The 23,628-nt window shown below is 70.7% G+C and carries 26 protein-coding genes; 17 read left to right on the top strand and 9 right to left on the bottom strand.

Annotation, left to right across the window (positions count from 1 at the left end; translation table 11 throughout):
• Positions 1–39: 39 nt before the first annotated feature.
• The 4 genes from fusA to ACIRPU_RS21715 all read right to left on the bottom strand — a co-directional run bounded on the left by fusA (position 40) and on the right by ACIRPU_RS21715 (position 4,426).
• Positions 40–2,166, bottom strand: coding sequence for an elongation factor G (fusA, locus tag ACIRPU_RS21730; protein WP_403869643.1), 2,127 nt, complete (start codon positions 2,164–2,166; stop codon positions 40–42).
• 39 nt (positions 2,167–2,205) lie between these two features.
• Positions 2,206–2,676, bottom strand: coding sequence for a 30S ribosomal protein S7 (gene rpsG / locus ACIRPU_RS21725; protein ID WP_020132641.1), 471 nt, complete (start codon positions 2,674–2,676; stop codon positions 2,206–2,208).
• A 3-nt stretch (positions 2,677–2,679) separates the two neighbouring features.
• Positions 2,680–3,051, bottom strand: coding sequence for a 30S ribosomal protein S12 (rpsL, locus tag ACIRPU_RS21720; RefSeq protein WP_003948652.1), 372 nt, complete (start codon positions 3,049–3,051; stop codon positions 2,680–2,682).
• A gap of 256 nt (positions 3,052–3,307) precedes the next feature.
• On the bottom strand, positions 3,308–4,426 hold the full coding sequence (locus ACIRPU_RS21715) for a glycosyltransferase family 2 protein (RefSeq protein WP_403869640.1): 1,119 nt from the start codon (positions 4,424–4,426) through the stop codon (positions 3,308–3,310).
• 141 nt (positions 4,427–4,567) lie between these two features.
• Here ACIRPU_RS21715 and ACIRPU_RS21710 point away from each other — a divergent pair, with 141 nt between their 5' ends.
• A complete protein-coding gene (locus tag ACIRPU_RS21710; protein ID WP_403869637.1) occupies positions 4,568–5,845 on the top strand; it encodes a hypothetical protein in 1,278 nt (425 codons plus the stop codon).
• Positions 5,846–5,922: 77 nt separating this feature from the next.
• Here the strand turns inward: ACIRPU_RS21710 and ACIRPU_RS21705 are convergent, their stop codons facing one another.
• From ACIRPU_RS21705 to ACIRPU_RS21695, 3 genes are read right to left on the bottom strand one after another with little or no spacing between them, the layout of a single operon-like run.
• The gene (locus tag ACIRPU_RS21705; protein WP_403870146.1) at positions 5,923–6,189 is read right to left on the bottom strand and encodes a hypothetical protein; all 267 of its coding nucleotides are present in this window, start codon (positions 6,187–6,189) and stop codon (positions 5,923–5,925) included.
• On the bottom strand, positions 6,186–6,848 hold the full coding sequence (locus tag ACIRPU_RS21700; RefSeq protein WP_384110776.1) for a hypothetical protein: 663 nt from the start codon (positions 6,846–6,848) through the stop codon (positions 6,186–6,188). Before ACIRPU_RS21700 ends, ACIRPU_RS21705 begins: the two co-directional genes overlap by 4 nt.
• Positions 6,841–7,158, bottom strand: a complete 318-nt coding sequence (locus ACIRPU_RS21695; RefSeq protein ID WP_403869634.1) for a WhiB family transcriptional regulator — start codon at positions 7,156–7,158, stop codon at positions 6,841–6,843. Before ACIRPU_RS21695 ends, ACIRPU_RS21700 begins: the two co-directional genes overlap by 8 nt.
• Positions 7,159–7,379: 221 nt before the next feature.
• Here ACIRPU_RS21695 and ACIRPU_RS21690 point away from each other — a divergent pair, with 221 nt between their 5' ends.
• From ACIRPU_RS21690 to ACIRPU_RS21670, 5 genes are all read left to right on the top strand, one after another.
• Positions 7,380–7,865: a helix-turn-helix domain-containing protein gene (locus ACIRPU_RS21690; protein ID WP_403869631.1), complete on the top strand. Its 486-nt coding sequence runs from the start codon at positions 7,380–7,382 to the stop codon at positions 7,863–7,865.
• Positions 7,866–8,489: 624 nt separating this feature from the next.
• Entirely contained in the window at positions 8,490–8,903 is a 414-nt protein-coding gene (locus ACIRPU_RS21685) for a hypothetical protein (protein ID WP_403869628.1), read from the top strand.
• A 146-nt stretch (positions 8,904–9,049) separates the two neighbouring features.
• A complete protein-coding gene (locus ACIRPU_RS21680) occupies positions 9,050–9,652 on the top strand; it encodes a phage tail protein (RefSeq protein ID WP_355705269.1) in 603 nt (200 codons plus the stop codon).
• A 94-nt stretch (positions 9,653–9,746) separates the two neighbouring features.
• Positions 9,747–10,037 (top strand): hypothetical protein, encoded by a 291-nt coding sequence (locus ACIRPU_RS21675; protein ID WP_384110762.1) that lies wholly within the window; start codon positions 9,747–9,749, stop codon positions 10,035–10,037.
• A gap of 116 nt (positions 10,038–10,153) precedes the next feature.
• On the top strand, positions 10,154–10,507 hold the full coding sequence (locus tag ACIRPU_RS21670; protein ID WP_403869625.1) for a hypothetical protein: 354 nt from the start codon (positions 10,154–10,156) through the stop codon (positions 10,505–10,507).
• Positions 10,508–10,717: 210 nt separating this feature from the next.
• Here ACIRPU_RS21670 and ACIRPU_RS21665 read toward each other — a convergent pair whose 3' ends face one another.
• A complete protein-coding gene (locus ACIRPU_RS21665; protein ID WP_403869622.1) occupies positions 10,718–11,506 on the bottom strand; it encodes a hypothetical protein in 789 nt (262 codons plus the stop codon).
• Positions 11,507–11,941: 435 nt separating this feature from the next.
• Here ACIRPU_RS21665 and ACIRPU_RS21660 point away from each other — a divergent pair, with 435 nt between their 5' ends.
• Positions 11,942–12,151: a hypothetical protein gene (locus ACIRPU_RS21660; protein ID WP_384110755.1), complete on the top strand. Its 210-nt coding sequence runs from the start codon at positions 11,942–11,944 to the stop codon at positions 12,149–12,151.
• A 92-nt stretch (positions 12,152–12,243) separates the two neighbouring features.
• On the opposite strand, the gene ACIRPU_RS21655 is transcribed toward ACIRPU_RS21660, so the two are convergent.
• Complete coding sequence (locus ACIRPU_RS21655) at positions 12,244–12,435, bottom strand: hypothetical protein (protein ID WP_403869619.1); 192 nt, start codon at positions 12,433–12,435, stop codon at positions 12,244–12,246.
• 156 nt (positions 12,436–12,591) lie between these two features.
• Between ACIRPU_RS21655 and ACIRPU_RS21650 the strand changes: the two genes are divergently transcribed.
• The 10 genes from ACIRPU_RS21650 (at position 12,592) to ACIRPU_RS21605 (ending at position 23,628) form a co-directional block, all read left to right on the top strand.
• Positions 12,592–13,305 carry a hypothetical protein gene (locus tag ACIRPU_RS21650; protein WP_403869616.1) on the top strand — a complete coding sequence of 238 codons (714 nt, stop codon included), beginning with the start codon at positions 12,592–12,594 and terminating at the stop codon, positions 13,303–13,305.
• A 21-nt stretch (positions 13,306–13,326) separates the two neighbouring features.
• Complete coding sequence (locus ACIRPU_RS21645) at positions 13,327–14,520, top strand: phage tail protein (RefSeq protein ID WP_403869613.1); 1,194 nt, start codon at positions 13,327–13,329, stop codon at positions 14,518–14,520.
• Positions 14,517–15,788: a tape-measure protein gene (locus tag ACIRPU_RS21640; protein ID WP_403869610.1), complete on the top strand. Its 1,272-nt coding sequence runs from the start codon at positions 14,517–14,519 to the stop codon at positions 15,786–15,788. Before ACIRPU_RS21645 ends, ACIRPU_RS21640 begins: the two co-directional genes overlap by 4 nt.
• Positions 15,789–15,807: 19 nt before the next feature.
• Complete coding sequence (locus ACIRPU_RS21635; protein ID WP_355705261.1) at positions 15,808–16,728, top strand: phage distal tail protein; 921 nt, start codon at positions 15,808–15,810, stop codon at positions 16,726–16,728.
• A gap of 4 nt (positions 16,729–16,732) precedes the next feature.
• Positions 16,733–18,049, top strand: coding sequence for a hypothetical protein (locus tag ACIRPU_RS21630; RefSeq protein ID WP_403869606.1), 1,317 nt, complete (start codon positions 16,733–16,735; stop codon positions 18,047–18,049).
• 73 nt (positions 18,050–18,122) lie between these two features.
• Complete coding sequence (locus ACIRPU_RS21625) at positions 18,123–19,337, top strand: hypothetical protein (RefSeq protein ID WP_403869603.1); 1,215 nt, start codon at positions 18,123–18,125, stop codon at positions 19,335–19,337.
• Positions 19,338–19,363: 26 nt separating this feature from the next.
• Positions 19,364–20,551, top strand: a complete 1,188-nt coding sequence (locus tag ACIRPU_RS21620; RefSeq protein WP_403869600.1) for a hypothetical protein — start codon at positions 19,364–19,366, stop codon at positions 20,549–20,551.
• Between the two features lie 43 nt (positions 20,552–20,594).
• Entirely contained in the window at positions 20,595–21,698 is a 1,104-nt protein-coding gene (locus ACIRPU_RS21615; protein WP_403869597.1) for a hypothetical protein, read from the top strand.
• The gene (locus ACIRPU_RS21610) at positions 21,695–22,888 is read left to right on the top strand and encodes a hypothetical protein (protein ID WP_403869594.1); all 1,194 of its coding nucleotides are present in this window, start codon (positions 21,695–21,697) and stop codon (positions 22,886–22,888) included. The genes ACIRPU_RS21615 and ACIRPU_RS21610 overlap by 4 nt, the downstream gene beginning before the upstream one ends.
• A complete protein-coding gene (locus tag ACIRPU_RS21605) occupies positions 22,888–23,628 on the top strand; it encodes a hypothetical protein (protein WP_403869592.1) in 741 nt (246 codons plus the stop codon). The genes ACIRPU_RS21610 and ACIRPU_RS21605 overlap by 1 nt, the downstream gene beginning before the upstream one ends.

Here is a 23,628-nt window from a genome sequence, read left to right as displayed (position 1 = left end):
GGCTCCGGAGTCAAGCCTACGGCGTGTAAACCGAGTGTGTTACTCGCCCTTGGCCTTCGCGATGATCTCCTCGGCGACGTTCCGGGGAACCTCGGCGTAGGAGTCGAACTGCATCGAGTAGCTTGCGCGACCCGACGTCTTGCTGCGGAGGTCGCCGACGTAGCCGAACATCTCCGAGAGGGGCACGAGGCCCTTCACGACACGAGCACCGGCACGCTCCTCCATGGCCTGGATCTGACCACGGCGGGAGTTGATGTCGCCGATGACCTCGCCCATGTAGTCCTCGGGCGTGGTGACCTCGACGGCCATCATCGGCTCGAGCAGCACGGGGCTGGCCTTGCGCGCGGCCTCCTTGAAGGCCTGCGAACCGGCGATCTTGAACGCGAGCTCGGAGGAGTCCACCTCGTGGTAGCCACCGTCGAGCAGGGTGACGCGCACGCCGGTCATCTCGTAACCGGCGAGGATGCCGAACTGCATGGCCTCCTGCGCACCGGCGTCGACCGAAGGGATGTACTCCTTCGGGATACGACCACCGGTCACCTTGTTCACGAACTCGTACGAGGCGTCGCCGCCCTCGATCGGCTCGATCGCGATCTGCACCTTCGCGAACTGGCCGGTACCACCAGTCTGCTTCTTGTGCGTGTAGTCGACCCGGTCGACCGCCTTGCGGATGGTCTCGCGGTAGGCGACCTGCGGCTTGCCGACGTTGGCCTCGACCTTGAACTCACGGCGCATACGGTCGACCAGCACCTCGAGGTGCAGCTCGCCCATGCCACCGATGATGGTCTGGCCGGTCTCCTCGTCCGAGTGGACCTGGAACGACGGGTCCTCCTCGGCCAGGCGCTGGATCGCGATGCCCAGCTTCTCCTGGTCGCCCTTCGACTTGGGCTCGATGGCGACCTGGATGACCGGAGCCGGGAAGTCCATGGACTCCAGGATCACCGGCTGCTTGTCGTCGCACAGCGTCTCGCCGGTCGTGGTCTGCTTCAGACCCATGACGGCGACGATGTCGCCGGCGCCGACCGCCTCGATCTCCTCACGCTTGTTCGCGTGCATGCGGTAGATCTTGCCGATGCGCTCCTTCTTGCCCTTGACGGAGTTCAGCACGGCAGTGCCGGACACCAGGCGGCCCGAGTAGACCCGGACGAAGGTGAGCTTGCCCAGGTGCGGGTCGCTCATGATCTTGAACGCGAGGGCGGACAGCGGCTCGTCCTCGGACGGCTTGCGCTTGACGACCAGCTCCGGGTCCTTCACGTCGTGGCCTTCGATGGCCTCGACGTCCAGGGGGGAGGGAAGGTAGCGCACGACCGCGTCGAGCAGGGGCTGAACGCCCTTGTTCTTGAACGCGGTACCGCAGAACACGGGGGTGACCGTGACGTCGCTGGACTTGCCGGACGCGATGGTGATCCGACGGATCGCGGCGTACAGCTGCTCCACGGAAGGCTCCTGGCCCTCCAGGTACAGCTCCATGATCTCGTCGTCGTTCTCGGCGACGGTCTCGACGAGCTTGCCGCGGTACTCCTCGGCAGCCTCGGTGTGGGTGGACGGGATGTCGACGACGTCGTACATCTCGCCCTTCTCCGCCTCGGCGGACCACACGAAGGCCTTCATCGTGACCAGGTCGACGACGCCCTTGAAGTCGGCCTCGGCACCGATCGGGAGCTGCATGACGATCGGCGTCGCACCGAGGCGGCTGCTGATCATGTCGACGCAGCGGTGGAACTCCGCACCGGTCCGGTCGAGCTTGTTGACGAAGCAGATACGCGGGACGCCGTAGCGGTCCGCCTGACGCCACACGGTCTCGGACTGGGGCTCGACACCCGCGACGCCGTCGAACACCGTCACGGCACCGTCGAGCACGCGAAGCGAACGCTCCACCTCGACGGTGAAGTCGACGTGGCCCGGGGTGTCGATGATGTTGATGGTGTGGTCGACGTCGGCCAGCGGCCAGTGACAGGTGGTGGCAGCAGAGGTGATCGTGATGCCACGCTCCTGCTCCTGCTCCATCCAGTCCATGGTCGCGGCGCCGTCGTGGACCTCACCGATCTTGTAGGAGACGCCGGTGTAGAACAGGATCCGCTCGGTGGTGGTCGTCTTGCCCGCGTCGATGTGGGCCATGATCCCAATGTTGCGGACCTTGGCCAGGTCAAGTGAAGTGGTAGCCATAAGGCTTTCGTCTTCTCTCGGTCTCGATGTGGGTAGCGACTACCAGCGGTAGTGCGCGAAGGCCTTGTTCGACTCGGCCATCTTGTGGGTGTCCTCGCGCTTCTTCACAGCGGCGCCGAGGCCGTTGGACGCGTCGAGAAGCTCGTTGAGGAGGCGCTCGGTCATGGTCTTCTCGCGACGGGCGCGGGAGTAACCGACGAGCCAGCGCAGCGCCAGGGTGCTCGCGCGACCCGGCTTGACCTCGATCGGGACCTGGTAGGTCGCGCCACCGACACGGCGGGACTTGACCTCGATGGTCGGCTTGATGTTCTCGAGAGCGCGCTTCAGCGTGATGACCGGGTCGTTGCCGGTCTTCTCGCGCAGGCCCTCCATGGCGCCGTAGACGATGCGCTCGGCGGTGGAGCGCTTGCCGTTCAGCAGCACCTTGTTGATGAGCGACGTGACAAGAGGAGAACCGTAGACCGGGTCGATGATGACCGGGCGCTTCGGGGCAGGGCCCTTACGAGGCATTGTTTACTTCTCCTTCTTGGCGCCGTAGCGGCTGCGGGCCTGCTTGCGGTTCTTGACACCCTGGGTGTCGAGCGAACCGCGGATGATCTTGTAGCGAACACCGGGCAGGTCCTTCACACGGCCACCACGCACGAGCACGATGGAGTGCTCCTGCAGGTTGTGTCCCTCACCCGGAATGTAAGCAGTGACCTCGATACCGCTGGTCAGACGCACACGCGCGACCTTACGCAGGGCCGAGTTCGGCTTCTTCGGGGTGGTCGTGAACACACGCGTGCAGACGCCGCGACGCTGGGGCGAACCCTCGAGTGCGGGCGTCTTGTTCTTCTCGACCTTGTCCTGCCGGCCCTTCCGGACCAGCTGCTGGATCGTAGGCACTACTTCTCCGGTTTCTGTGTGCCGAATGGTGAAGCTAACCTGGAACTCGCCGACCCACGCGGTCGGGTGTGTCGAATCCAGCGAACTTCCGCCGTAAGGCAGGAAGAGGCGCAGATCACGGTGGCCGCTAGCTAGGCCCCGTGTGCGGTTGAAGACACGCACGAGGGCCAGGGCACACCCCAGGCACAAGGTCTGAGCGTACCTAGCGCAATCACTCCGGTCAAAACAGAACCCCCGCTCCCGACACGCCGGAGGTTTACGAGCGCCGCCCCAGCCCCTGTGATACCGGGGTCGCCGGGTCCGCGGAGCCCTCCGGGGGCGACGCCGGGGAGGGCACGGCCGGGTCGCCGGCCCGCGACGTCCGCTTCGCGGCGCCCGCCGCCGGATCACCCGCCGCGTCCGCCGCCGTGTCCGCCGCGTCCGCCGCCGTGTCGTGACCGATGAAGTAGGTCGGACGGTTCTGGACGGCCGTGTAGATGCGGCCGACGTACTCGCCGAGCAGGCCGACGCAGATCAGCTGGACCGCGCCGATGAACAGCACGCCGATGAAGAGGGACGTCCAGCCGGGGACGGTGTGCTGGAAGGCGTGAGCGCTCAGGGTGTAGACCATCAGGCCCAGGCAGACCAGGAACGCGAAGCCGCCCAGCCAGGTGGCGATGCGCAGGGGCGCCGCGGAGAAGCCCGTGACGCTGTCGACGGCCAGCCGGATCATCCGGCCGAGGGGGTACTTGCTCTGGCCCGCCGGCCGCGGAGCGCGCTCGTAGCGGACCTCTCCGCTGGGGAAGCCCAGCCAGGGCACGAGGAGGCGGTAGACCCGCTGCTGGTCCGGCAGGGCCTTCAGGGCGTCCACGGCGGCCCGGCTCAACAGCCGGAAGTCACCGGCCTGGGCCGGCACCGACGGTCCGGCGAGTCGGCGGACGAGCCGGTAGTACAGGCCCGCCGTCCACCGCTTGAAGCCGGTGTCGCTGGCCCGGTCGGCACGGATGCCGTAGACGATGTCCAGGCCCTCGGCGCGGGCCAGCACGAGCATCTCGGGGATCTTCTCGGGCGGGTCCTGGAGGTCGGCGTCGATGCTGACGACGTACGCGCCGTGCGCGCGGTCCAGGCCCGCGGTGAGGGCGGCCTGGTGGCCGGAGTTGCGGCGCAGGCCGATGACCCGCAGTTCCGGCCAGCCGAGCCGGAAGGCGGCCAGCAGCTCGGCCGTGCGATCGGTGCTGCCGTCGTCGACCGCGATCACCTCGTAGCCGACGCCGAGGTCCGCGAGGACCGGTCGCAACCGGCTGACCAGCGCGGGAAGAACCTCTTCCTCGTTGTACATGGGTATGACGACCGACAAGACGGTCGCCGCGGCCGTGGCGTTCGGCGCTTCGGTCACCCGTCCTCCCCCAACCTGTGGCGCACATGTGCGACTCTGTTGCGATCTTATGACCGCACTCTTATGACCACACTTCACGATCATCCGGACAGCACTGCCGCCCCTGGGCGTCCGGCGATCGGCCGAGGGGGGACCCCAGCCATGAGCACGGCTTCCAGCGACACGGCGACGGACTCCGCCGTGCCCGACGGGCCACAAAAGCGCTCGCGGAGACTGCGCCGCCTCAGCCTGCCGGACGGTGTACGACCGTACCTCGCTCCGCTGCTCCTCTACGGCGTGACGAAGCTCGTGGGCCTGACCGTCTTCGCCTGGCTCCTGGAGTCGGCCGACGAATACCAGAAGAAGAACCCGCGCTTCGGCGGCGGCGCCCACTGGTGGGACGTCCTGGCCACCTGGGACGGCTGGTGGTACCTCCAGGTCGCCGAGAAGGGGTACGACCCCCGCCCGCTGGAACAGCTCGCCCCGGGCGGGCTGTTCACCGTCAAGCAGAACTCGGTCGCCTTCTTCCCGCTCTACCCGGGCCTGATCCGGGGCGTCTCCGAGATCACCGGGCTGGGACTGTTCGGCTCCGGGATCCTGGTCTCGGTGCTCGCCTCCTTCGTCGCGGCCGCCGGCATCTACGCCGTGGTCTCGACGCTCGCCGGGGTGCGGGCGGGCACGATCGCGGCCGGGCTGTGGGCGGTGGCCCCCGGGGCGGGCGTGGAGTGGGCGCTCTACTCGGAGTCGGTCTTCGTCGCCATCGCCTCCTGGTGCTGCTACTGCGTGATGAAGCGACGGTGGGTCGCGGCCGGGCTCCTCGCCTTCGTGGCCGGGCTCAACCGGCCGACCTCCGCCGCGCTCATCGGCGCGGTCGGGCTGGCCGCGATCGTCGCCCTGGCCCGGCGGGAGAGCAGGCGCGAGCACGGGGTGTCGGGGCCTCTGTACGCCATGTTCGCCGCGCCGCTCGGCCTGCTCACCTACGTCACCTGGGTCGGCCTCAGCATGGGCGACCTCACCGCGTACTTCACGCTCCAGCGCGAGGGGTGGGCGCACTACTTCGACTTCGGCTCCTACACGCTCGACGTGCTGGGCAACACGGCACTCGGTCGCCACAACTATCTGTTCGCGTTCTCGGTCCCCGATCTCCTCGGCGTACAGCTGGTGCTGGCACTGCCCTTCCTGATCGCGCTGATGCTCCGCAAGAAACCGCCGCTGGTGCTGGTGGCGTACACGCTGGCGAGCGTGATCACCGTGCTGGGCACCCAGCAGATGTTCGGCAACACGGGGCGATACCTGCTGCCGGTCTTCCCGCTGCTGCTGGCCCCGGCGGCGGCGCTGAGCCGGCTGAAGTGGCCGAGCCTGGCGGTGTTCTTCGGGACGGCGGCCCTCGCGTCGGGGTGGTACGCGCACTACGTGATCTTCGAATTGGGCATTCCGTAGACCCGGTTCGGTGACCCGTTCGGTGATCCGGTGCGGTGATCCGGTGCGGTGATCCGGTTCGGGGAAAGGGCCGGAGGTCACCGGGCCCGGCGGGTGGCTCGTTCGGCGGCGAACACGTCCTCCAGGCGGAAGAGCTGAGCCCGTCCCGCCTTGCCGGCCGGCTCGAGGTGGCCCAGCTGGACCCATTTGCGGATGGTGGCGGGGGCCACACCGACCTCCTGGGCCGCGAGGGGGCCCGGGATCAGGGTCGGCCGCCCGGAGGCGCTTCGGTCGGAGGCGCTTCGGTCGGGGGCGCCACGATCGGCAGCGCGTCGGTCCGGAGTGCGTCGGTCCGGGGTGCTCATGCGCGCGCCCACTCCCCTTCGTCCCAGGTGTGCCGGTAGGCAGGGTCGTCGTGGCAGCCGCAGTCCGGTTCCGGGCAGCGGCAGGCCGGATTGACGCAGAGGACGGCCGCGCGGTCGGGGAAGGCCCGCAGGGAGACGGATTCGCACCAGGGGCAGCGGCCGGCGACCCGTACGACGGTCTCGGTGTCGCCCAGCGCGCGGGCGCAACGGCGGGCCATGCGGCGGGTCTCGTCGCGTACGTGCGCGGCCAGAACGGCGTCGGCGGCCACCCGGTCGAGAAGGGACGCGATCCTGCGCAGCCGCTCGGGCACGGGTGCGCGGCGCGGACGCGGCAGGCCGAGCCGGTCGCGTACCGCCTCCTCCAGTTCGAGCACGCCGTCGGTGATGTCGCGGATGGCGTCGGAGACATGCAGGCGGAGCGGGGCCGCGCCATGGCCGGGAGCCACGAGGCCGTGCCGCTGCTGGAGGAGCAGCTGCTCCTCGCGCTCCTCGCGCAGGCGGGCGCCGAGATCGGCGGGGGGCCGCGGCGCGGCGGGGCGGTGGGCGGGGGCGGTGCGGCCGGGGACCAGTTCCGTGGACAGCTCGGGGAACTGCTGGAGAAGGGTGCCGATCCAGAGGGCGGCCTGGGCGGTGGGGCGGTTCTCGCAGGCTTCAGCCACGGCTGCCTCCCTGGGCCGGGAGTTGGGCGGGGCGGGCGGCCAGGGCCGCCGGGAGGAGGTGCGCGGGTACGGGGACCGGGCGGCCGGAGCGCCAGAGACGGCCGCCGCAGACGCCGTCGAACCAGTTGTCGGCCGGTGCCACCGCCTCCTCGCAGGCCCGCCGCACGCGGCAGCCGGCGCAGGCCCGGAGCGCCGGGGCGGCGACCTTGGCCTTCTTGGAGAAGACGACCCGCGGGGAGAGCCCGCCGCAGGCCGCCGCGGACTGCCAACCGGGGGCTGACGGGCAGGAGTTCGTTTCGGGCATGGGCATGGGACCCCCCTGGGTTCGTGATCGAGCCGTACTGGGTGAACGCGCCCCAGACTACAGATTGCGTGCGCGCCCGCAACGAAATTCGGACGAGCCAGGGCTGCAACGTCCCCCGAATCTCTACGAACGGCACAAAGTTTCCTCAGTGCTTGCTCGAGAGCACGTAATTCCGCGCGCGCAAGCAAGCTAAACTCTTGCCCACCCCCGAAGGAAGAGAGAAAGACATGACCAACCAGGGCTTGGACGCATTCGCCGCGTGGGTCGAAGACCTCATGCGCGAACGCGGCTACGACATCGACAGTCCACGCGGCGGCGGCAAGTCGAGAATCGCGGACGAGGCCGGCGTGCACCGCGCCGCGGTCACCCGCCTGCTCCAGCGGCAGAGCATGCCGGACCTCGAGACCACCCGCAGGCTCGCCCGCGTGCTCGGCGTGCCGGTGCGCGACATGCTCATCCGCTCCGGCCGGCTGACCGCGGAGGAACTGGCCGACCCCCACGACTACCTGGCCTCGCCCGCGCCCAGCGCCGAGTTCGGCCGCCGCCCCACGCTGGAGGAGGTCGCCGACCTGCTGGGCGTGCCCGTCGACCGGCGGGAGATGTTCGTCAGGGTGGTGGAGCAGTTCCTGCCGAGCGAGGCCGAGGCCGAGGTGACGCAGATGCGTGAGGACCGGCGGGTCCTGGTGGAGACGGCCGCGCCCACCGCCGACTGACCGAGCCGGAACCACCGGTCACGCATGCCGTACCGGTTCCGATCGAAGGGCGCCCGTGGGCCGACGGGAGCTCCGGTCGAGGGCACTACGACTCACACCCGCCCGCGCGACGACTGCCGCCGACACCACCCACGCACGACGGCTTGGCCTGCACCGCGCCTGCGCGACGACTCAAGCCCGCACCCCAGCTCGCGCCCGCACCCGCGCCCGCACCCGCGCCTGCGCCTGCGCCTGCGCCCGCGCGACGGCTGACGCCCGCAGCCGCGCCCGCGCCACAGCTCGCGCCCGCAGTGGGGCTGGGGCCCGCACTCCCGCTCGTGCCCGCCCCTCGGCTGCACCACGAGTGCACTCCGCTCCCTCTCCCCTCTCCCCCCTCCTGACCTGCGCTCGCCCCTGCACCCCCCGCCCCTCCCGCACCTCGTCTCACATCTCCCTCGCCGATTTAGTTGCGTGCGCGCACGCTCGTCTGTCACAGTTGGTGCAGCGGCGGAGCTGTGACCGCGAGCCCCGAGCGGGCCGCACCCGCCGCCGTACGCCGGGCCGAGGCGCCGCGCGCCTCCCCTTCCCCGCCCCCGCGCGGCGCCCGCCCGGCGACTTCCCCTTCTTCCGGCGAGGTGACCCGGCATGACCACACCCACCCCACCGAGCGCCTTCCCCGACGTCGAGGCCCTGGTCGTCGACATCCTGGAGGCCGACTCGGCGCTCTCCACGGCGCTCGTCGCCGTCGAACCGCCCGCGAACTTCGACGGCACGACCGCCGCCGTCCTCGTCAACCGGCGCGGCGGCGCGTGGATCGGCGAACTGCACGTCGACCAGCCGCTGATCGAGCTGGAGGTGTACGGCCCGACCAAGCAGGCCGCGCACGTCCTGGCCAACTCGGCCCGCCGCGCGCTGCTGGCCGCGGCCGGCAACCGGTACGGCACCAACCTCATCACCGAGGCGGAGGAGCAGGACGGGCCGCGCTGGCTGCCCGACTACCTCTACCGCGCGGCCAACCGCTACGTGACCGTGATCAAGGTGTATCTGGACGTCTACTGACAGGTCCGCGCGGGCAGCCCGCCCGCCACCGCACCCCCACAGACCGAAGGCCCCGCCCTCGCATCCGCGAGACGGCGGGGCCTTCGCCGTACCCGGAACGGCCGGGAACGGCCCCCGCATCACCCCCTATATAAGGAGATCCACCCATGGCAGGCACCAATTCCTCCGAGATCCGCATCGCCGGCGTCGGCCGCCTCTACGTCGGCGCCGCCGACACCAAGGTTCCGACGACCTTCTCCACCGACCCGTCCACCGACTGGGCCACCGGCTGGAAGAACCTCGGCTTCACCACCGGCGACGGCGTCACCTTCAGCAAGAAGGACAAGCTGGAGCCGGTCGACGTGTGGCAGGCCGTCAGCCCGGTGCACTTCGTGTACTCGGACCGCGACCTGACCCTGAAGTTCTCGCTGATGCAGTTCAACGAGGACACGCTGCCGCTCTTCATGGGCGGCGGCGCGGTCGAGGCCGTCACCGGCTCCACGGGCGTCTACAAGTACGAGATCGCCGACCGTCCGTACGCCGACGTGCGTGCCCTCGGCCTGGAGTTCACCGACGTCCGCGCGAGCGACGGGACCGCCGTGACCTACCGCTTCGGCATCCCGCGCGGCCAGGTCACGGCGGCGGACGACATCAAGCTGGCCCGCAAGTCGCCGGCCCAGCTCGGCATCACCTACACGGCGATGGCCGCCGCCGACGGTTCGGCGCTGGCCAGCTTCGTGATGAAGGACGCCGCGTACGCCGCGTCCTGACGCACCGGGGTGGGGCGGGCTCCCCGCCTGCCCCACCTCGGAGCCCCGTTCCCCTTCTCATCACGCTGCACGGACCCAAGGAGCACCCATCACCATGGCCCGTTTCGACGTCAACGCCGCCCGCGCCCAGCGCCTCGAAGCCCTCGGACGCACCTGGTCGTTCGAGCTCGACGGCGAGAGCTTCACCCTGCCCACGGAGCTGACCCGCGCCACCGCGAAGGCGCTGCGCAAGCTCGACGACAACGACGTGGACGGGCTGCTCGGCCTGCTCATGGGCGAGCAGCAGTTCGCCCGCTTCGAGCGGTACGAGGTGACCATGCAGGACATCGCCGCCATCCTGGAGGCCTACGGCTCGGAGACCGGGCTCGGCCTGGGGGAAGGCTGAGCCTCGTCGGGTTCGTCGACGAACACGCCGAGGCCCTCGAGGCGGACCTGCTCCGCTACTACAGCGTCGACCTGCTCGACTGGCACCGCGACCACCTCTCGGCGCGGCGGCTCGCGGTGCTCATCAAGCATCTGCCGCGCGACAGCGCGCTCAACCGGGAGCTGCACGGCGAGGCCGCCGACTGGTCCGTGACCGACCATCTGCTGGCCGCCACCGTGGACCACCTGGCGGCCGCCAACTGGATGTTCCTGTGCGTCAACTCCGAGGAGGGGGACCAGCCGGAACCTCCGGCGCCGGTCCCGCGGCCGAGCTACACGGCGGAGGAGTCGGAGGGGGACGAGGTCTCTCCCGGAGGGTTCGGGGCGCAGGCCCCACCAGGCGTCCAGCCGGGCGACCGGGCGGAAGACCAAGCCGGCGACCGTGGCGACGCGTCACCGTCCGCCGTCCAACTGGCACGGTTCTTCGCCTGACCGGCACGGTTCTCGCCCGACCGGCACGGTTCTTCGCCCGACCGGCACGGTTCTTCGCCTGCCCCGCACCCTTCTTCGCCCGACCGGCACCGTTCTCGCCCGACCGGCACGGTTCTCGCCCGACCGGCACCGTTCTCGCCTGACCGGCACCGTTCTCGCCCGACCGGCACGGCGACCCGTCGCTGCCGGACGCTGTGGCGGGCGCCCGGTTCAGCCGGCTCCCGGTGCCCCGGGCTGTTCGCCCCGGCGCCGTCCGGCCCGGCCCTCCAGATCCTCGGCGAGGGCGCGGGCCTTGTCGGAGAGGCGGCGGCGCTTCTCCGCTCGGGCGGCGGCCCGTTCCGGCGCCTCCTGCCCGGTCCGCTCCACCGGCTCCGGCCGCCGTCCCTTGTCCCGGCCCGCCCCCGCCTCGCCCGACCGGGCCAGCGGAGGCACGCTGGGCCGCCCGTTGCGCCGGACGACGGGCCGCCGCTTCGACGACGTGGACGGCTCCGACACCGACCGCTTCTCGCGCCCCTCACGCACCTCTCGCGCGGAGAGCAGGATCTCGCCCGAGGAACCTGCCGAGGCGCCCCGGTCGTCCTGCTCCCGGTCGGGTGCCTCCTGGACAACGTTGGCGTCGGACACCGGTACCGAGGTGGGCGCCGGTACCGGCGTCCCGTCCGCCACGGACCGTTCCCGTTCGCCGCGCTCCTCCACTCTCGTCACCTCCGAGGGGGGCCGCAGAAGTTGGAGGTAGGGCAGCTGGATGACCTCGCCGCGCTCGCCCTCGGTCCTGCGGGCCCGGCGCGGGCGGCGGCCGGTGCGGGCGTCCTCCTGGCCATGGAGGTAGGCGGCGGTGATCCGTTCCTCGTAGGCGTGCCGGACGGCGGGCAGTTGCTCGGCGACCACGTCGGCCCAGCCCGCGCTGTAGGCGGCGAGTTCCCGTCGGTCGAGTTCGGCGCGGGGAAGGACGACGAGCTCGTCCGGGTCGTAGCCCAGGCGCAGGACGAGCTCGGACACGCGGGCGATGAGATGTGGCAGATCGGAGGCCTGTTCCAGCCAGTCGATCACATGATCATTCCGCGCGTCGCTCGCGTCACCGTCCACCCCGCTGGCCCTGCCCTCATCCCCTGCCCCATCGCGCCCCCCGCGTGAGGACGGCCGCCCGTCACCGTTCCTCCGTCGCCTGGCGGACCCTCAGTTCGCTTACGGAGCCCCGCCGTTCACCGCTTTCCCGCCGACGTGAGAACGGCCGGATCCTACTCCACGAACCTGGCACGACTTTCGGCGCACCCCGCATCACCGCAGGTCCGGACCGCGGACCGCGGAGGGTTCTCGGCAAACACGGAACGACACCAGGGCACTACTCGTACACTAGTTCGAACAGGCGCTTCGAACACCCCAGGAGCGTCATCTGCACCACAGCCCAGCGGACAGACCGGAAAGCAGGCCGACATGGTGACTGGCACGAGCAACTCCCCGAAGCAGCCGATCGACACCTACACCCGCCTCTCCCACCTCCTGCGCACCACGGCCCCCGACCGCGAGGCCGTGCTCGACCGGGTGTACGAAGAACTGCTCGCCCGGGAGTCGCGTGCCTACGCGGCGGGGTGGTCGGACGCCCTGACCGAGGCGCGGCGGGGACGCGCGGGGCGCCGTCCGTAGGCGCCGGGACATGCTTCGGCCTGCGCCGGCAACCCCGCCCTCCAGGAGCGAGGCAGAGATCGAGGCGAAACCCGCGGCGAAAGCTCAGAGCATCACAGCGAAAGCAGGTAGATGCCGAACGCCACGCACGCCGCACCGACCCCCGCCCACAGCGCGGCGAGCTTGGGCTTCCGCCGGTAGCTCGGGTCGGACCGCGACCCCTCCAAGAGCGCGAAACAAGCGAAGAAACAAAGCAGCGCAATGAGCCAAAGACCCACCGAAAAGAAGAAGTACCAGACCCGCATATACCCCCCGTTCAACCGAAAGACCCCGGTGAAGGCTACCGGAGGCAGGTAACCCGAACAAGAACGGAATCACCCCATAACACCGCCAACTCCGGCCTGTTTTGGGGTCATTAGGCGTACTCCGGAAGTGCTCGACCCCCGAGAAGGAGTCAACCCATGGGACAGCACACCACGGATGAGGTGTACGACAAGGTCACGGACGTCGAGTCGACACTCGACGGTCATTCCAAGTCCACCGTGACGATCACGCATTTCGACAAGACGATCCAAGACCTCAAGACGGCGATCGAAAAGGGGGGTAAAGGAGAGGAAGAGGAACCACAGTCATGGCGGGATATGGTCAAAGAAATTTCCCCCGTCAAGGAGTTCCTCGCCATCTTGAAGGGCCAGGACCTCATTACCAAGATCGTCCTGACCGGCGCCGCCGTTGCCGCCGCCGTCGGCCTCGTCGCCGGCCTCCTGGCGAAGGTCAAGGAGATATCCCTCGCCGTCACGGGCCGGCAGCGGATGTTCGGCTCCTTCGGCCCGCTGAGGCCGGAGGCCGATCGCGAGCCGAGGTCCTTCGGCCGGGGCGAGGACGGGCGTTGGGGGCTCCAAGCGGAGCAGCAGCCGGACGCCCGGCAGCCGAACCTTCCCTCGGTCGAGCAGATCAACGAGGTCAAGGAGGCGATGAGCCACCTCAACTCGCAGGTCGGCACCTACCGGGACAAGGTCCGCGGCCTCGCCACCCCCCGCGCCATGAAGCAGATGGCCTCCGCGGCCAAGAAGCTGGAGAGCGCGGCGAAGAACCACCAGGCCATCGACACACTCGCCAGCTCGATCAATGGCCTCAACAGGGAAATGCGCGAACTGGCCGGGACCGCGAGCTGACCGACACCGAGGAGACAACGCATGAGCCTCGTCAGTTCACTGAAGAAGGCGTCCGGTTCCCTCCAGGACTTCAAGGCAAAGGCCTCGGTGGCGTCCACCGCCGCCAAGGAGATCGGAAGCGCGGGACAGAAGGGCGCCACGCAGCTCAAGGCACTCAAGTCTGCCGCCCAGGACTCCGAGAAAGAGCTGAAGGACCTCAAGACGGCCTCCGACCAGGCCGAGAAGTCGCTCGGCAAGGCCGGCAAGACCGGCTCCAGCGCCGGGAAGAACCTCGGCAAGTACGAGTCGGGGGCGAGCAAGGCGGCCAAGGGCCAGGACAAGATGAACAAGTCGATGAAGGGCAACTTCTTCGGCATGCTCATGAGCCTGCTCCAGCCGCTGATCGAGAAGGTCGTCGACATGGCGGCCAACTCCAAGACCATGCAGAAGGTCCTGAAGACGGCCTTCGAGGTCATCAAGTCCGTGATCGGCAACGTCATGAAGGCCATCGGGCCGATCATGAAGAACGCGGCCAAGCTCATCAAGTCGGTCTGGGACGGCATCAAGAAGGCGATCTCGGCCGTCGTCAAGGCCGTCGCCACGGTGATCAAGACCTACGTCGCCATCTGGAAGAAGGTCATCACCACCGCGCTGAACGCGATCAAGACGGTCGTCTCCAGCGTGTGGAAGGGCATCAAGGCCGTCATCTCGCCGGTCGTGAACTGGGTCAAGTCCGCGATCCCGAACGCCTTCAAGGCCGTCAAGGACAAGCTGTCCAGCATCTGGGGCGGCCTCAAGGGCATCGCCGGCCGTGCCTTCGACGGCATCACGAGCGCGGTGAAGGGCCCGATCAACGCGGTCATCGGCATCATCAACCGCGCGATCGGCGCCCTCAACGGCATCAAGGTGTCGATCCCGGGCTGGGTCCCGGGCGTCGGCGGCAAGACCTTCGGCGTCAGCCTGCCCAGGATCCCGATGCTGGCCACCGGCGGTGTCGTCATGCCTCGCTCCGGCGGTGTCCCGGCGATCCTCGCCGAGGCCGGTGAGGCGGAGGCCGTGCTGCCGCTGAGCAAGCTGGACCGGCTGCTGCGGCGGGCCGCCGCCCAGGGCTCGGCGTACGCCGGGGCGGCCGGGGCGGGCGGCGCGCTGCACATCGAGCACTACTACGCGGCCGAGGGCAACAGCCCGCAGCGGACCGCCGACGCGCTGATGTTCCTGGCGAAGGCCCGCGGATGAGTGCCGCGAGCGTGCCGGCCGATCCGCTCGCCGGGTTCGCGTCGGCGGTCAACGCCTTCCGGTCCCGGGTGGTGGAGAGCGGCACGGCACTGCGTACCCTCACCGGCCGGATCAAGAGCGCCGCCACCGGGGTCGACCGGCTCCACACCGCGGTGTCCGAGGCCGCCGGCACCGTACGCGGGATCAAGGCCAACGCCGACACAGCCGCCCGCTCGGTCACCAGGACCGGCCGGACCGCCACCACCGCCGCCTCCGGCATCAAGTCGGCCGGCGCGAGGGGCAGAAGCGCCGGTAAGCCCCTCGGCGCCCTCAAGTCCGCCCTCGGCGGTGTCTTCGCCATCGTCGGCGCGCTCATCGAGGCCTCCGGTGTGCTCGGCGACCTCATGGGCGCCTTCGGCACCGCCATGACCATCGGCTCCGGCGTGATGCTGATCGTCAACGCCCTCACCCGCGCCAACCCCATCGGGTTCGTCACCGGCCTCCTCCTCCCGGTCGCCGGCTGGCTGCTGGACCTGGCGATGAACTCCGAGAAGGGGCAACGGCTGATGGAGCAGCTCGCCACCCTCGTCCTGAAGTACGTCGAGGGATACCTGACCGTCATGACCCCGCTGCTCAAGGCCATCGCGAGCGCGGTGAACACGTACGTCACCGGATACCTGGCCGTCATCACGACCGCGCTCACCGTCATCGGCGCGCTCCTCGGTGCCGGCTTCGCCGTGCTGAAGGCGCTCACCACCGGCGACACCCGCGCGCTCAGCGGCAGGGTGTCGTCGATCTGGCGGGGGTTCAAGGACGCGGTGAAGCCGGCGCTGGACTGGATCACCAAGGACGTCCCCCGGATGTTCACCCGGATCAAGGAGGCCGCCTCCAGCACCCTGGGCGCGATGGGGAAGTTCGTGACGACCGGCGCGCAGACCGTCGCCGGCGTGGTCAAGGGGCCGATCACCGGGCTCATCGCCTTCGCCAACTGGGTCATCGACGGGCTCAACTCCCTGAGCTTCTCGATCCTCGGCAAGAAGTTCGGCATCCACCTGGACAAGGTCCCGATGCTCGCCGAGGGCGGCATCGCCGTCCCGGGCGCCTCCCGCCAGGCGGGCCGGGTGCTGCCGCTGGCCGCCCTGGACCGGCAGCGCGCGCTCGCTCGACGCCACCGGACGACCCCCCGACCGCCCCACCAAGTGAAGGAGTTCCACGAGAGCGCGGGCACGGGCGCCCGCGGCACCGCGGAAGACCTGCTCTTCCTCGCCTCCGCCCACGCCCGCACATGAGAGTGAGGTGACGGCCCCCATGGCCGAGATCACGACAACCGCATACACCGACGACGTAGCCCCCGGCTCACTCATCGCCCGCGACGGGCAGATGCAGTGGGCCGGACTGCTGATGGGCCCCGGCACCCCCTACGAGATCGACCGCGGCGGCCTCAGCGGCTGGGAGGACCTGCCGGAGTACGACTCCTCCGACGCCGATCACCCCACCGCGCACGGCGCCTGGCCGGGTGCCCGCTACGCCAAGCCGCGCAAGGTCGGCGGCACGGTGTGGACCGTCCCGGCACAGGACGACACCGCCTCCTCGCTCGCCGCCACCCGCGTCCTGCGCCAGGCCCTGCTGCTCGGCGACCAGGAGCGCTGGCTGGCGGTGCGGCTGCACGGCGAGACGCTGGCCGTAAGGGCCCGGGTCAGCCAGCGGGTGCTGGCCGCCGACCGGACGTACACGACACAGGGCGTCTCCCGGGCGTCCGTGCAGTGGTACGCCACCGACCCGCGGCGCTACTCGGTCACCGAGCAGACCGCCGTCACCGGCGCCCCGCAGCCGGAGAGCGGTCTGACCTGGCCGCTGACCTGGCCGCTGTACTGGGGGCAGGCGGCCTCCACCGGCGACGTCAACGCCGACAACGGCGGTTCCGCGCCCACCCACCCGGTGATCACCTTCACCGGCCCGTGCGCCAACCCGACGGTGACCGACCGCACGTCGGCGCAGCGGCTGCGCTACGAGATCGCGCTGGCCTCGGGCGACGAGCTCGTCGTCGACACCGCCGCCGGCACGGTCACCCTCAACGGCACCGCCTCCCGCCGGCACACCGCGGCCGCGGACAGCAGCCCCGAGGAGCTCTTCGCCTTCGCCCCGGGCCGCGCCCAGCTGGCCTTCCGACCCGACACCTACAGCACCGGCGCCCAGATGACGGTGCGCTGGCGAGAAGCGGAGTGGTGATCCCATGACCGTGCGAGCCGCCTGGCTCACGGAGACCGGCCAGACCCGGGAGGACACCCGGGTCACCCTGTCCGGACTCCTCACCCCGAACGCCCTGGTCGCGGAGAACATCCCGCTCAAGGCCCGCGGCGGCATCGTCCCCGGCGGCCTCGCGCTCACCGGCGCCGCCGGGGGCATGACGTTCACGATCGGCACCGGCCGCGCCTTCGTGCAGGGCGGCCGGACCGGCCAGGGCGCCTACCCCGTGGCGGTGACCGAACCCGAGAGCCTCACGATCGACGACGGCGACCCCACGCACCGGCGGATCGACCTGGTCGAACTCGTCGTCCAGGACAGCGCCTACGACGGCACCGCGGACACCGTGGCACGCGTGCGCCTGGTCAAGGGCACCCCCGCGGCCACGCCCCAGCAGCCGGTCGGCCCCGACGGCAGCACCCTGCCGCTCTACCGGGTCCTGGTGCCCGCCGGCGCGTCGGCCGGCTCCGGCGGACTGGCCTGGGACTCCGCCGTCACCGACCTGCGCTATCCCACGGTGGCCCTGGGCGGCATCGTCCCCGCCGCCGGCTTCGGCGGCGCCTACGCCGGCCAGTACCGGGACAACGCCGGCGTCCTGGAGCGCTGGGACGGCGCCGCCTGGGTCGCGTACCCCAAGGGCGTCGGCGGGATCCCGCCGGCCGGCACCCTGACCGCGGGCAGCTACGCCGGCCAGTACCAGGAGGATCCCACCGGTCCGCTCCAGCGGTGGAACGGCAGCGCCTGGGTCGCGTACCCGAAGTCCGTCGGCGGCATCGCCCCCTCCGGCACCGTCGCCACCGGCGGCTACCCCGGCCAGTACCGCGAGGACTCCGCCGGTCTGCTCCAGCGCTGGAACGGCTCGGCCTGGACCTACGCGGAGGGCCGCACGACCGTGCTGCTCAGCGTCTCGCAGTCCGCCGCGCAGTCCGTGGCCCACAACACGTGGACGCAGATGAGCCTGCAGAGCACCGACGTGGACGACGCGGCCGGCTGGTCGGGGTCCAACACCTACACGGTGCCGAGGGCCGGCTGGTGGCGGGTGTCGGCCAACGTCACCTGGTACACGGAGTCCACCTCGGGCTCGCGCGGCGCCCGCGTCTACCTCAACGGCGGCGGCGTCGCGCGCGCCACCTGGCTGATCGGCGCCGGCCCCGGCGCGACCTCGGTCGGCGGCACCGCCCTGATCAGGGGCGCCGCCGGCGACAAGCTCGCGCTCTACGGACTCCAGAACTCCGGCTCGACCATCACCACCCTCGGCGGCTCCGGCTACTACACCAACTTCGCCGCCGAATGGCTCAGGTCCTGACGCGTCCTGACGGATCCTCACCTCACCCATTTCCTCCCGGAGTTCGCCTCCGAAGACCACAGGAGACCAGCAGATGAACCTGCGCAGCTCATGGGTGGCCGAGACCGGCCAGACCCGCGAGGACACCCGTCTCACCCAGCTCGGCGCGACCACCCCGGCCAACCCGCTGGACGTCCGCTCCGGCATCCTGCCAGGCTCCTACGACGGCCAGTACCGCCTCTCGGGCTTCTGGCTGGAGGGCGGCGCGGGCACCATGACCGCCACCGTCCACGAGGGCCGGGCCGTCGTCCAGGCCGACAGCAACCAGGGCGCCTACCCGGTCACGCTGGCCGAGCCGATCACCCTCACCTTCGCCGACGGCGACGCCTCCTACGGCCGGATCGACGTCGTCGTCCTGCGCGTCTACGACGACCTGTACGACGACTCCGGCTTCACCAAGGCCGCCGTGGAGATCGTCCGGGGGACCCCGGCGGCCACCCCCGTCGTGCCCGCGCTCCCGGAGATCGCGCTGCCGGTCTACCAGGTCGCCGTCCGGGCCGGCATCAGCGCCGGCAAGGGCGGGGTCAACTGGAGCACCGACGTGACCGACCTGCGCACGCCCACCGTCGCGGTCGGCGGCATCCTGCCCGTCTACGGCGACACCGGCAACGGCGCCTACCCGGGCCAGTACCGCGACTCCGGCGGCGCCCTCCAGCGCTGGGACGGCTCGGCCTGGGTGTCCTACCCCAGCGCCCTGGGCGGCATCGCCCCCTCCGGCGCGGTCGCCACGGCCAGCTACACCGGCCAGTACCGCGACAGCCCGGCCGGGCTCCAGCGCTGGAACGGCACCGCCTGGGTGACGTACCAGCCGGTCCCGACCTGGACGAACTACACGCCGGTCTGGCGCTGCGAGACCGGCGTGGCGCCCGTCCTCGGCAACGGCACGCTGGCCGGGGCGTATGTGAAGACGGGCACCGTCGTCACCTTCCGGATCTATCTCAAGATCGGTTCGACGACCAACCTGTCCGCCCAGGACGCCAACGGCGACTGGACCTTCTCGCTGCCGGCCGCACCGGTCTCCACCGCCTGGAAGCTGGACGGACGCGTGCTGAACGCGGAGGCCTTCGACGAGACCACCGGCCTCACGTACCAGGGCAGCGGACTCCTCGCGGTGGCCAACGGCGGAGTGGTCCGCTCGCTGCGCGACACCCTCAAGACCAGCGGCAGTTCGTGGGACAAGTCGCTCCCGTTCGCCTGGGCCGTCAACGACATCCTCTCCGTCCACGGCACCTACGAGTCGGCCTCCTGACCGGCCTCCTGACGAAGGGAACCACCATGGCCGTACGTTCCGCCTGGCTGTCGCCCGACGGCCAGACCCGGGAGGACACCCGGGTCACCCAGATCGGGGCGGTCACCCCGGTCACCGACATCAAGGGACGCTCCGGTGTCCTGCCCGGCTCCGAGAACGGCCTGTACCGGGTCACCGGACTCTGGCTGAACGGCACCACCGGCGGCATGACCGCCACCGTCGGGGTGGGCCGGGCCGTCGTCCAGACGTCCGTCGCCCGCGGCGCCTACCCGGTCGCCGTCACCGAGCCGGTCCCGCTGACCTTCGAGGCCGGCGACCCCCTGTTCGGCCGCGTCGACCTCGTCGTCCTGCGGATCTACGACAACGAATACGACGGCTCCGGCCGCACCGAGGCCGCCGTCGAGATCGTCAAGGGCGTCGCGGCCGCCACCCCGGTGGCCCCCGCCACCCCGGACGCCTCCCTCGTCCTGTTCACCGTCGCCGTGGCCAAGAACGCCGGCGCCGGCAGCGGCGGCATCGACTGGGACAGCGCCCGCGTCGATCTGCGCCCCACCACCGTCCCGCTCGGCGGCATCCTGCCGACCCGCTCCGACGACACCGCGCCCGGCGGCTACCCCGGCCACTACCGGGACGTCAACGACACGCTCCAGCGCTGGAGTTCCACCGCCTGGGTGCCCTACCCCAAGGGCGTCGGCGGACTCGTCCCGGCCGGGGTGCTGACCACCGGCGGCTACGTCGGCCAGTACCGCGACTCCTCGCTCGGCCAGCTCCAGCGCTGGAACGGCAGCGCCTGGCAGCCGGCCGTTCCGGGGCCCGCCTTCGTGCAGTCGCTGGACGCCGGGACCACCGCCTCGACGACGTACACGGCCGCCCTGGCCTCCACCGCCGTCACGGCGCTCACGCTGAACTTCACCGCTCCGCCGTCCGGCTCCGTGATCATCGGCCTGGGCGCCCGGATGTCCTCGGGCGGCGAGACCGCGCAGGCGCACATGTCCCCGCAGGTCACGCTGGGCTCCACGGTGGTCTGGGCGGCGGACGACGAGCGAGCCGCTTCCGGTTCGGGCGCCGTGGCCAAGTCGACGTCGACGCAGCTGCGACTGAACTCCCTCACCGCCGGCTCGACCTACACCGTCACCGCGATGCACCGGTCGAGCAGCGCGAGCTTCACCTGCGCGTTCGACACCCTCTTCCTGCGCGTCGACCCGATCGCCTGAACCACCGTCCCGCTCCCGCCCGTTCTCCCGAAAGGAGTCGACCATGCCCCTGCGCTCCGGCTGGCTCTCCCCCGACGGCCAGTCCCGTGAGGACACCCGCCACGTCTCGCTCGGCGCCCTGACCCCCACCTCGCCCGTCGCGACCCGCTCCGGTGTCCTGCCGGGCTCCTCCGACGGCGCCTCCCGCATCTCCGGCTTCACGCTCACCGGCACGGCGAACAGCATGAGCGCCACGGTCGCCCCCGGCCGTGCCGTGCTCCAGAGCACCGACGCCAGGGGCGCCTACCCGGTCGCCCTCACCGAGTACCTGCCCGTGACGTTCGCGGACGGCGACGCGCTGTACAACCGCGTCGACCTGCTCGTCCTGCGGATCTACGACGACGCCTACGACGGCCTCGGCCGCACCGAGGCCGTCGTCGAGATCGTCCCGGGCACCGCCGCCGCCACCCCGACGGTACCGGCGGCGCCCGGCCTGTCGCTCCCGCTGTACGAGGTCACCGTGCCGGCCAGGGCGAGCGCGGGCACCGGCGGCATCGCCTGGGGCTCGGCACTGGTCGGCCGCCGCACCACCACGGTCGGCGTCGGCGGCATCCTCCCGGTGACCACGGACACCTCCAACGGCGCCTACCCCGGCCAGTACCGGGACCTCGGCGGTCAGCTCCAGCGCTGGAGCGGCACCGCCTGGGCGGACTACCCGGCACTGCCGACCTGGCAGAGCTGGACGCCGGCCTGGACGACCGGCTCCGGCCTCGCCACCCCGTCGTACGGCAACGCCGTCCTCAACTGCCGGTACGTGAAGTTCGGCACCACCGTGCACCTCAACTTCTCGATCCAGTTCGGCACCACGACCAACTTCGGCACCAGCCCCACCACCGCGGACAACTGGCGGTTCGCGCTGCCGACGCCCGCGTCCACCGTCCAACAGATTCTCGGCTGGGCCGAAGTGGGCGCCTCCAACGCCGCGCGCGCCGTCTGCCGGATCTACCTCGGCACGACCGACACCTTCGAGCTGGGCATCGCCTCGGGCCGGCCCGACGCCACCCCGATCGTCACCCCCACCTGGGGCACCGTGGACTCCCTGACGCCATGGACCTGGACCAGCGGTCTGGCCGTCCGCGGCACCGCCACCTACGAGGCCGCGTCATGACGGGCACGAACACGCCGTACCGGGCGATCTTCTGCGATCTGCGCACCGACGACACCATCGACATCCTGCCGCTGCGGGACGTCACCGTCGACGACTACATCGGCAAGGCCGGATCCCTCTCCGGCACCATCCCCGTCCCCAACGCGGAGATGGCCGCCCGCGTCCGCCGCATCGAGGAGGGCCGCACCTCGGTCTACCTCCAGCGCGGCAACGACCTGTGGTGGGGAGGCATCATCTGGACGTCCACCCTGCAGAGCGACGACCGGGGCGTGCTCACCCTCGGCATCCAGGCGGCCACCTTCGAGTCGTACGCGGGCCGCCGCCGCATTCGGGCCGACCTCACCTTCTCAGGCCTCGACGACCAGCTGACGGTGGCGCGGAAGCTGTGGCGGCACCTCCAGACCGGCGAGCTCGTCGAGGTGGTCGACGACGACAACGGCGACGGCAAGACGGAAGGCAGGGGCGAAGAGGGCGATGTCACCACCGTCGTCGGCGGCGACATCGGCGTCACCTTCGGGGACGAGCTCTCCGGGGTGAAGCGCTCGGGGTCGTACCGCGACGGCGACGAAACCGTCTACCTGGAGGCGATCGACGCCCTGGCCGCCCTGGAGAACGGTTTCGAGCACTACATCGCCGTCTACCGCGACCCGGTCACCGGCACCCGGGTCCGCCGGCTCCGGCTGGGCAGCCCGAAGATCATCACCGGCAGCACCGACCTGGTGATGGACCGGCCCGGCACGATCCTGTCGTACACCTTCCCGCGCGACGCCACCCGCGGCGGGACCACCGCCCGGGCCCGCGGCGCCACGGACAACACCAACCAGGCCGTCGAGTCCCGCCCGCTCTTCGCCGACGCCGACATCCCCGACGGCGAGAACCTGATCAAGGTCGGCTATCCGCGTATCGACCTCGCCTCGGACCACAACGACATCGCGAGCACGACGATCCTGCGGTCCCTGGCCAACGCCGAACTCGCCGAGGGCACCGGCGCCGTCGTCATCCCCGAGATCAGCGTCCGCCTCGACGACCTGGTGCCGTCCGCGCTGCTGGGCCGCACCGTCCGCCTCCGGATCACCGACGAGTGGTGGACCGAGGGCCTGGACGCCCGCTACCGGATCATCGGCGTCAAGGTCAGCCCCGCCCAGCGCGGCCGCCCCGACACCGCCGAGCTCTACCTGGAGGACGCCTGATGCCCCAGCTCCCCGAAGACATCATCGACCGGCTCACCCAGATGGAACGCCGCATCCAGCAGTTGTCCACCGCCGTCAACACCCGCCCCGCCCTCAACACGATCACCGGCGGCGAGGTGGAGATCAAGGACGGCACCCTGAAGGTCACCGACGGCGGCACCCTCCTGGTCCAGCGGCCCGGCAGCACCGACACGATGTTCCGGGTCGGCTCGTGGAAGGACGCCGAGTACGGCCTGGAGATCCACCGCCAGACCGGCAGCCTCGCCATGACCCTGTTCAACGGGGACGGCAGCGCCAACTCGCTTCAGCCACTGCGGATCTACGACAGCGGCAACCGGGAGATCTTCTCCGACGACGTCAACAGCGGCGGCCTGGCCCGGCCCTGGCTGGCCATGCTGCCCCCGCAGGACTCGGCGCAGACGCGCTGGCCGCAGACCGCCTCGACGTCCTGGGTGACGATCGCGATGTCGTACAACCCGGTCTGGCAGCCGAAGATGCGGCTGCGGCTGAGCACCGCGGCCGGTTCCGGCGCGGCCGGCCAGGTCCGGGTGCTGGTGAACAGCGCCCAGTGGGGCCCCACGGTCGCCGCGGGCACCGAGTTCGACTACACGGACCTGATCAGCACCACTTTCTCGTCCGTGTACACGACCACGCTCAAGGTGGAGATCCAGGCCATCGTCACCAGCGCCTCCGGCACCGTCTACGCCACCCCGGTCCTCATGCACGGCCGCCAGAGCTGA

It is taken from the genome of Streptomyces sp. NPDC102259 (assembly GCF_044766465.1).
Taxonomy (GTDB): domain Bacteria; phylum Actinomycetota; class Actinomycetes; order Streptomycetales; family Streptomycetaceae; genus Streptomyces.
This window is presented reverse-complemented; position numbering and strand designations above follow the sequence as displayed.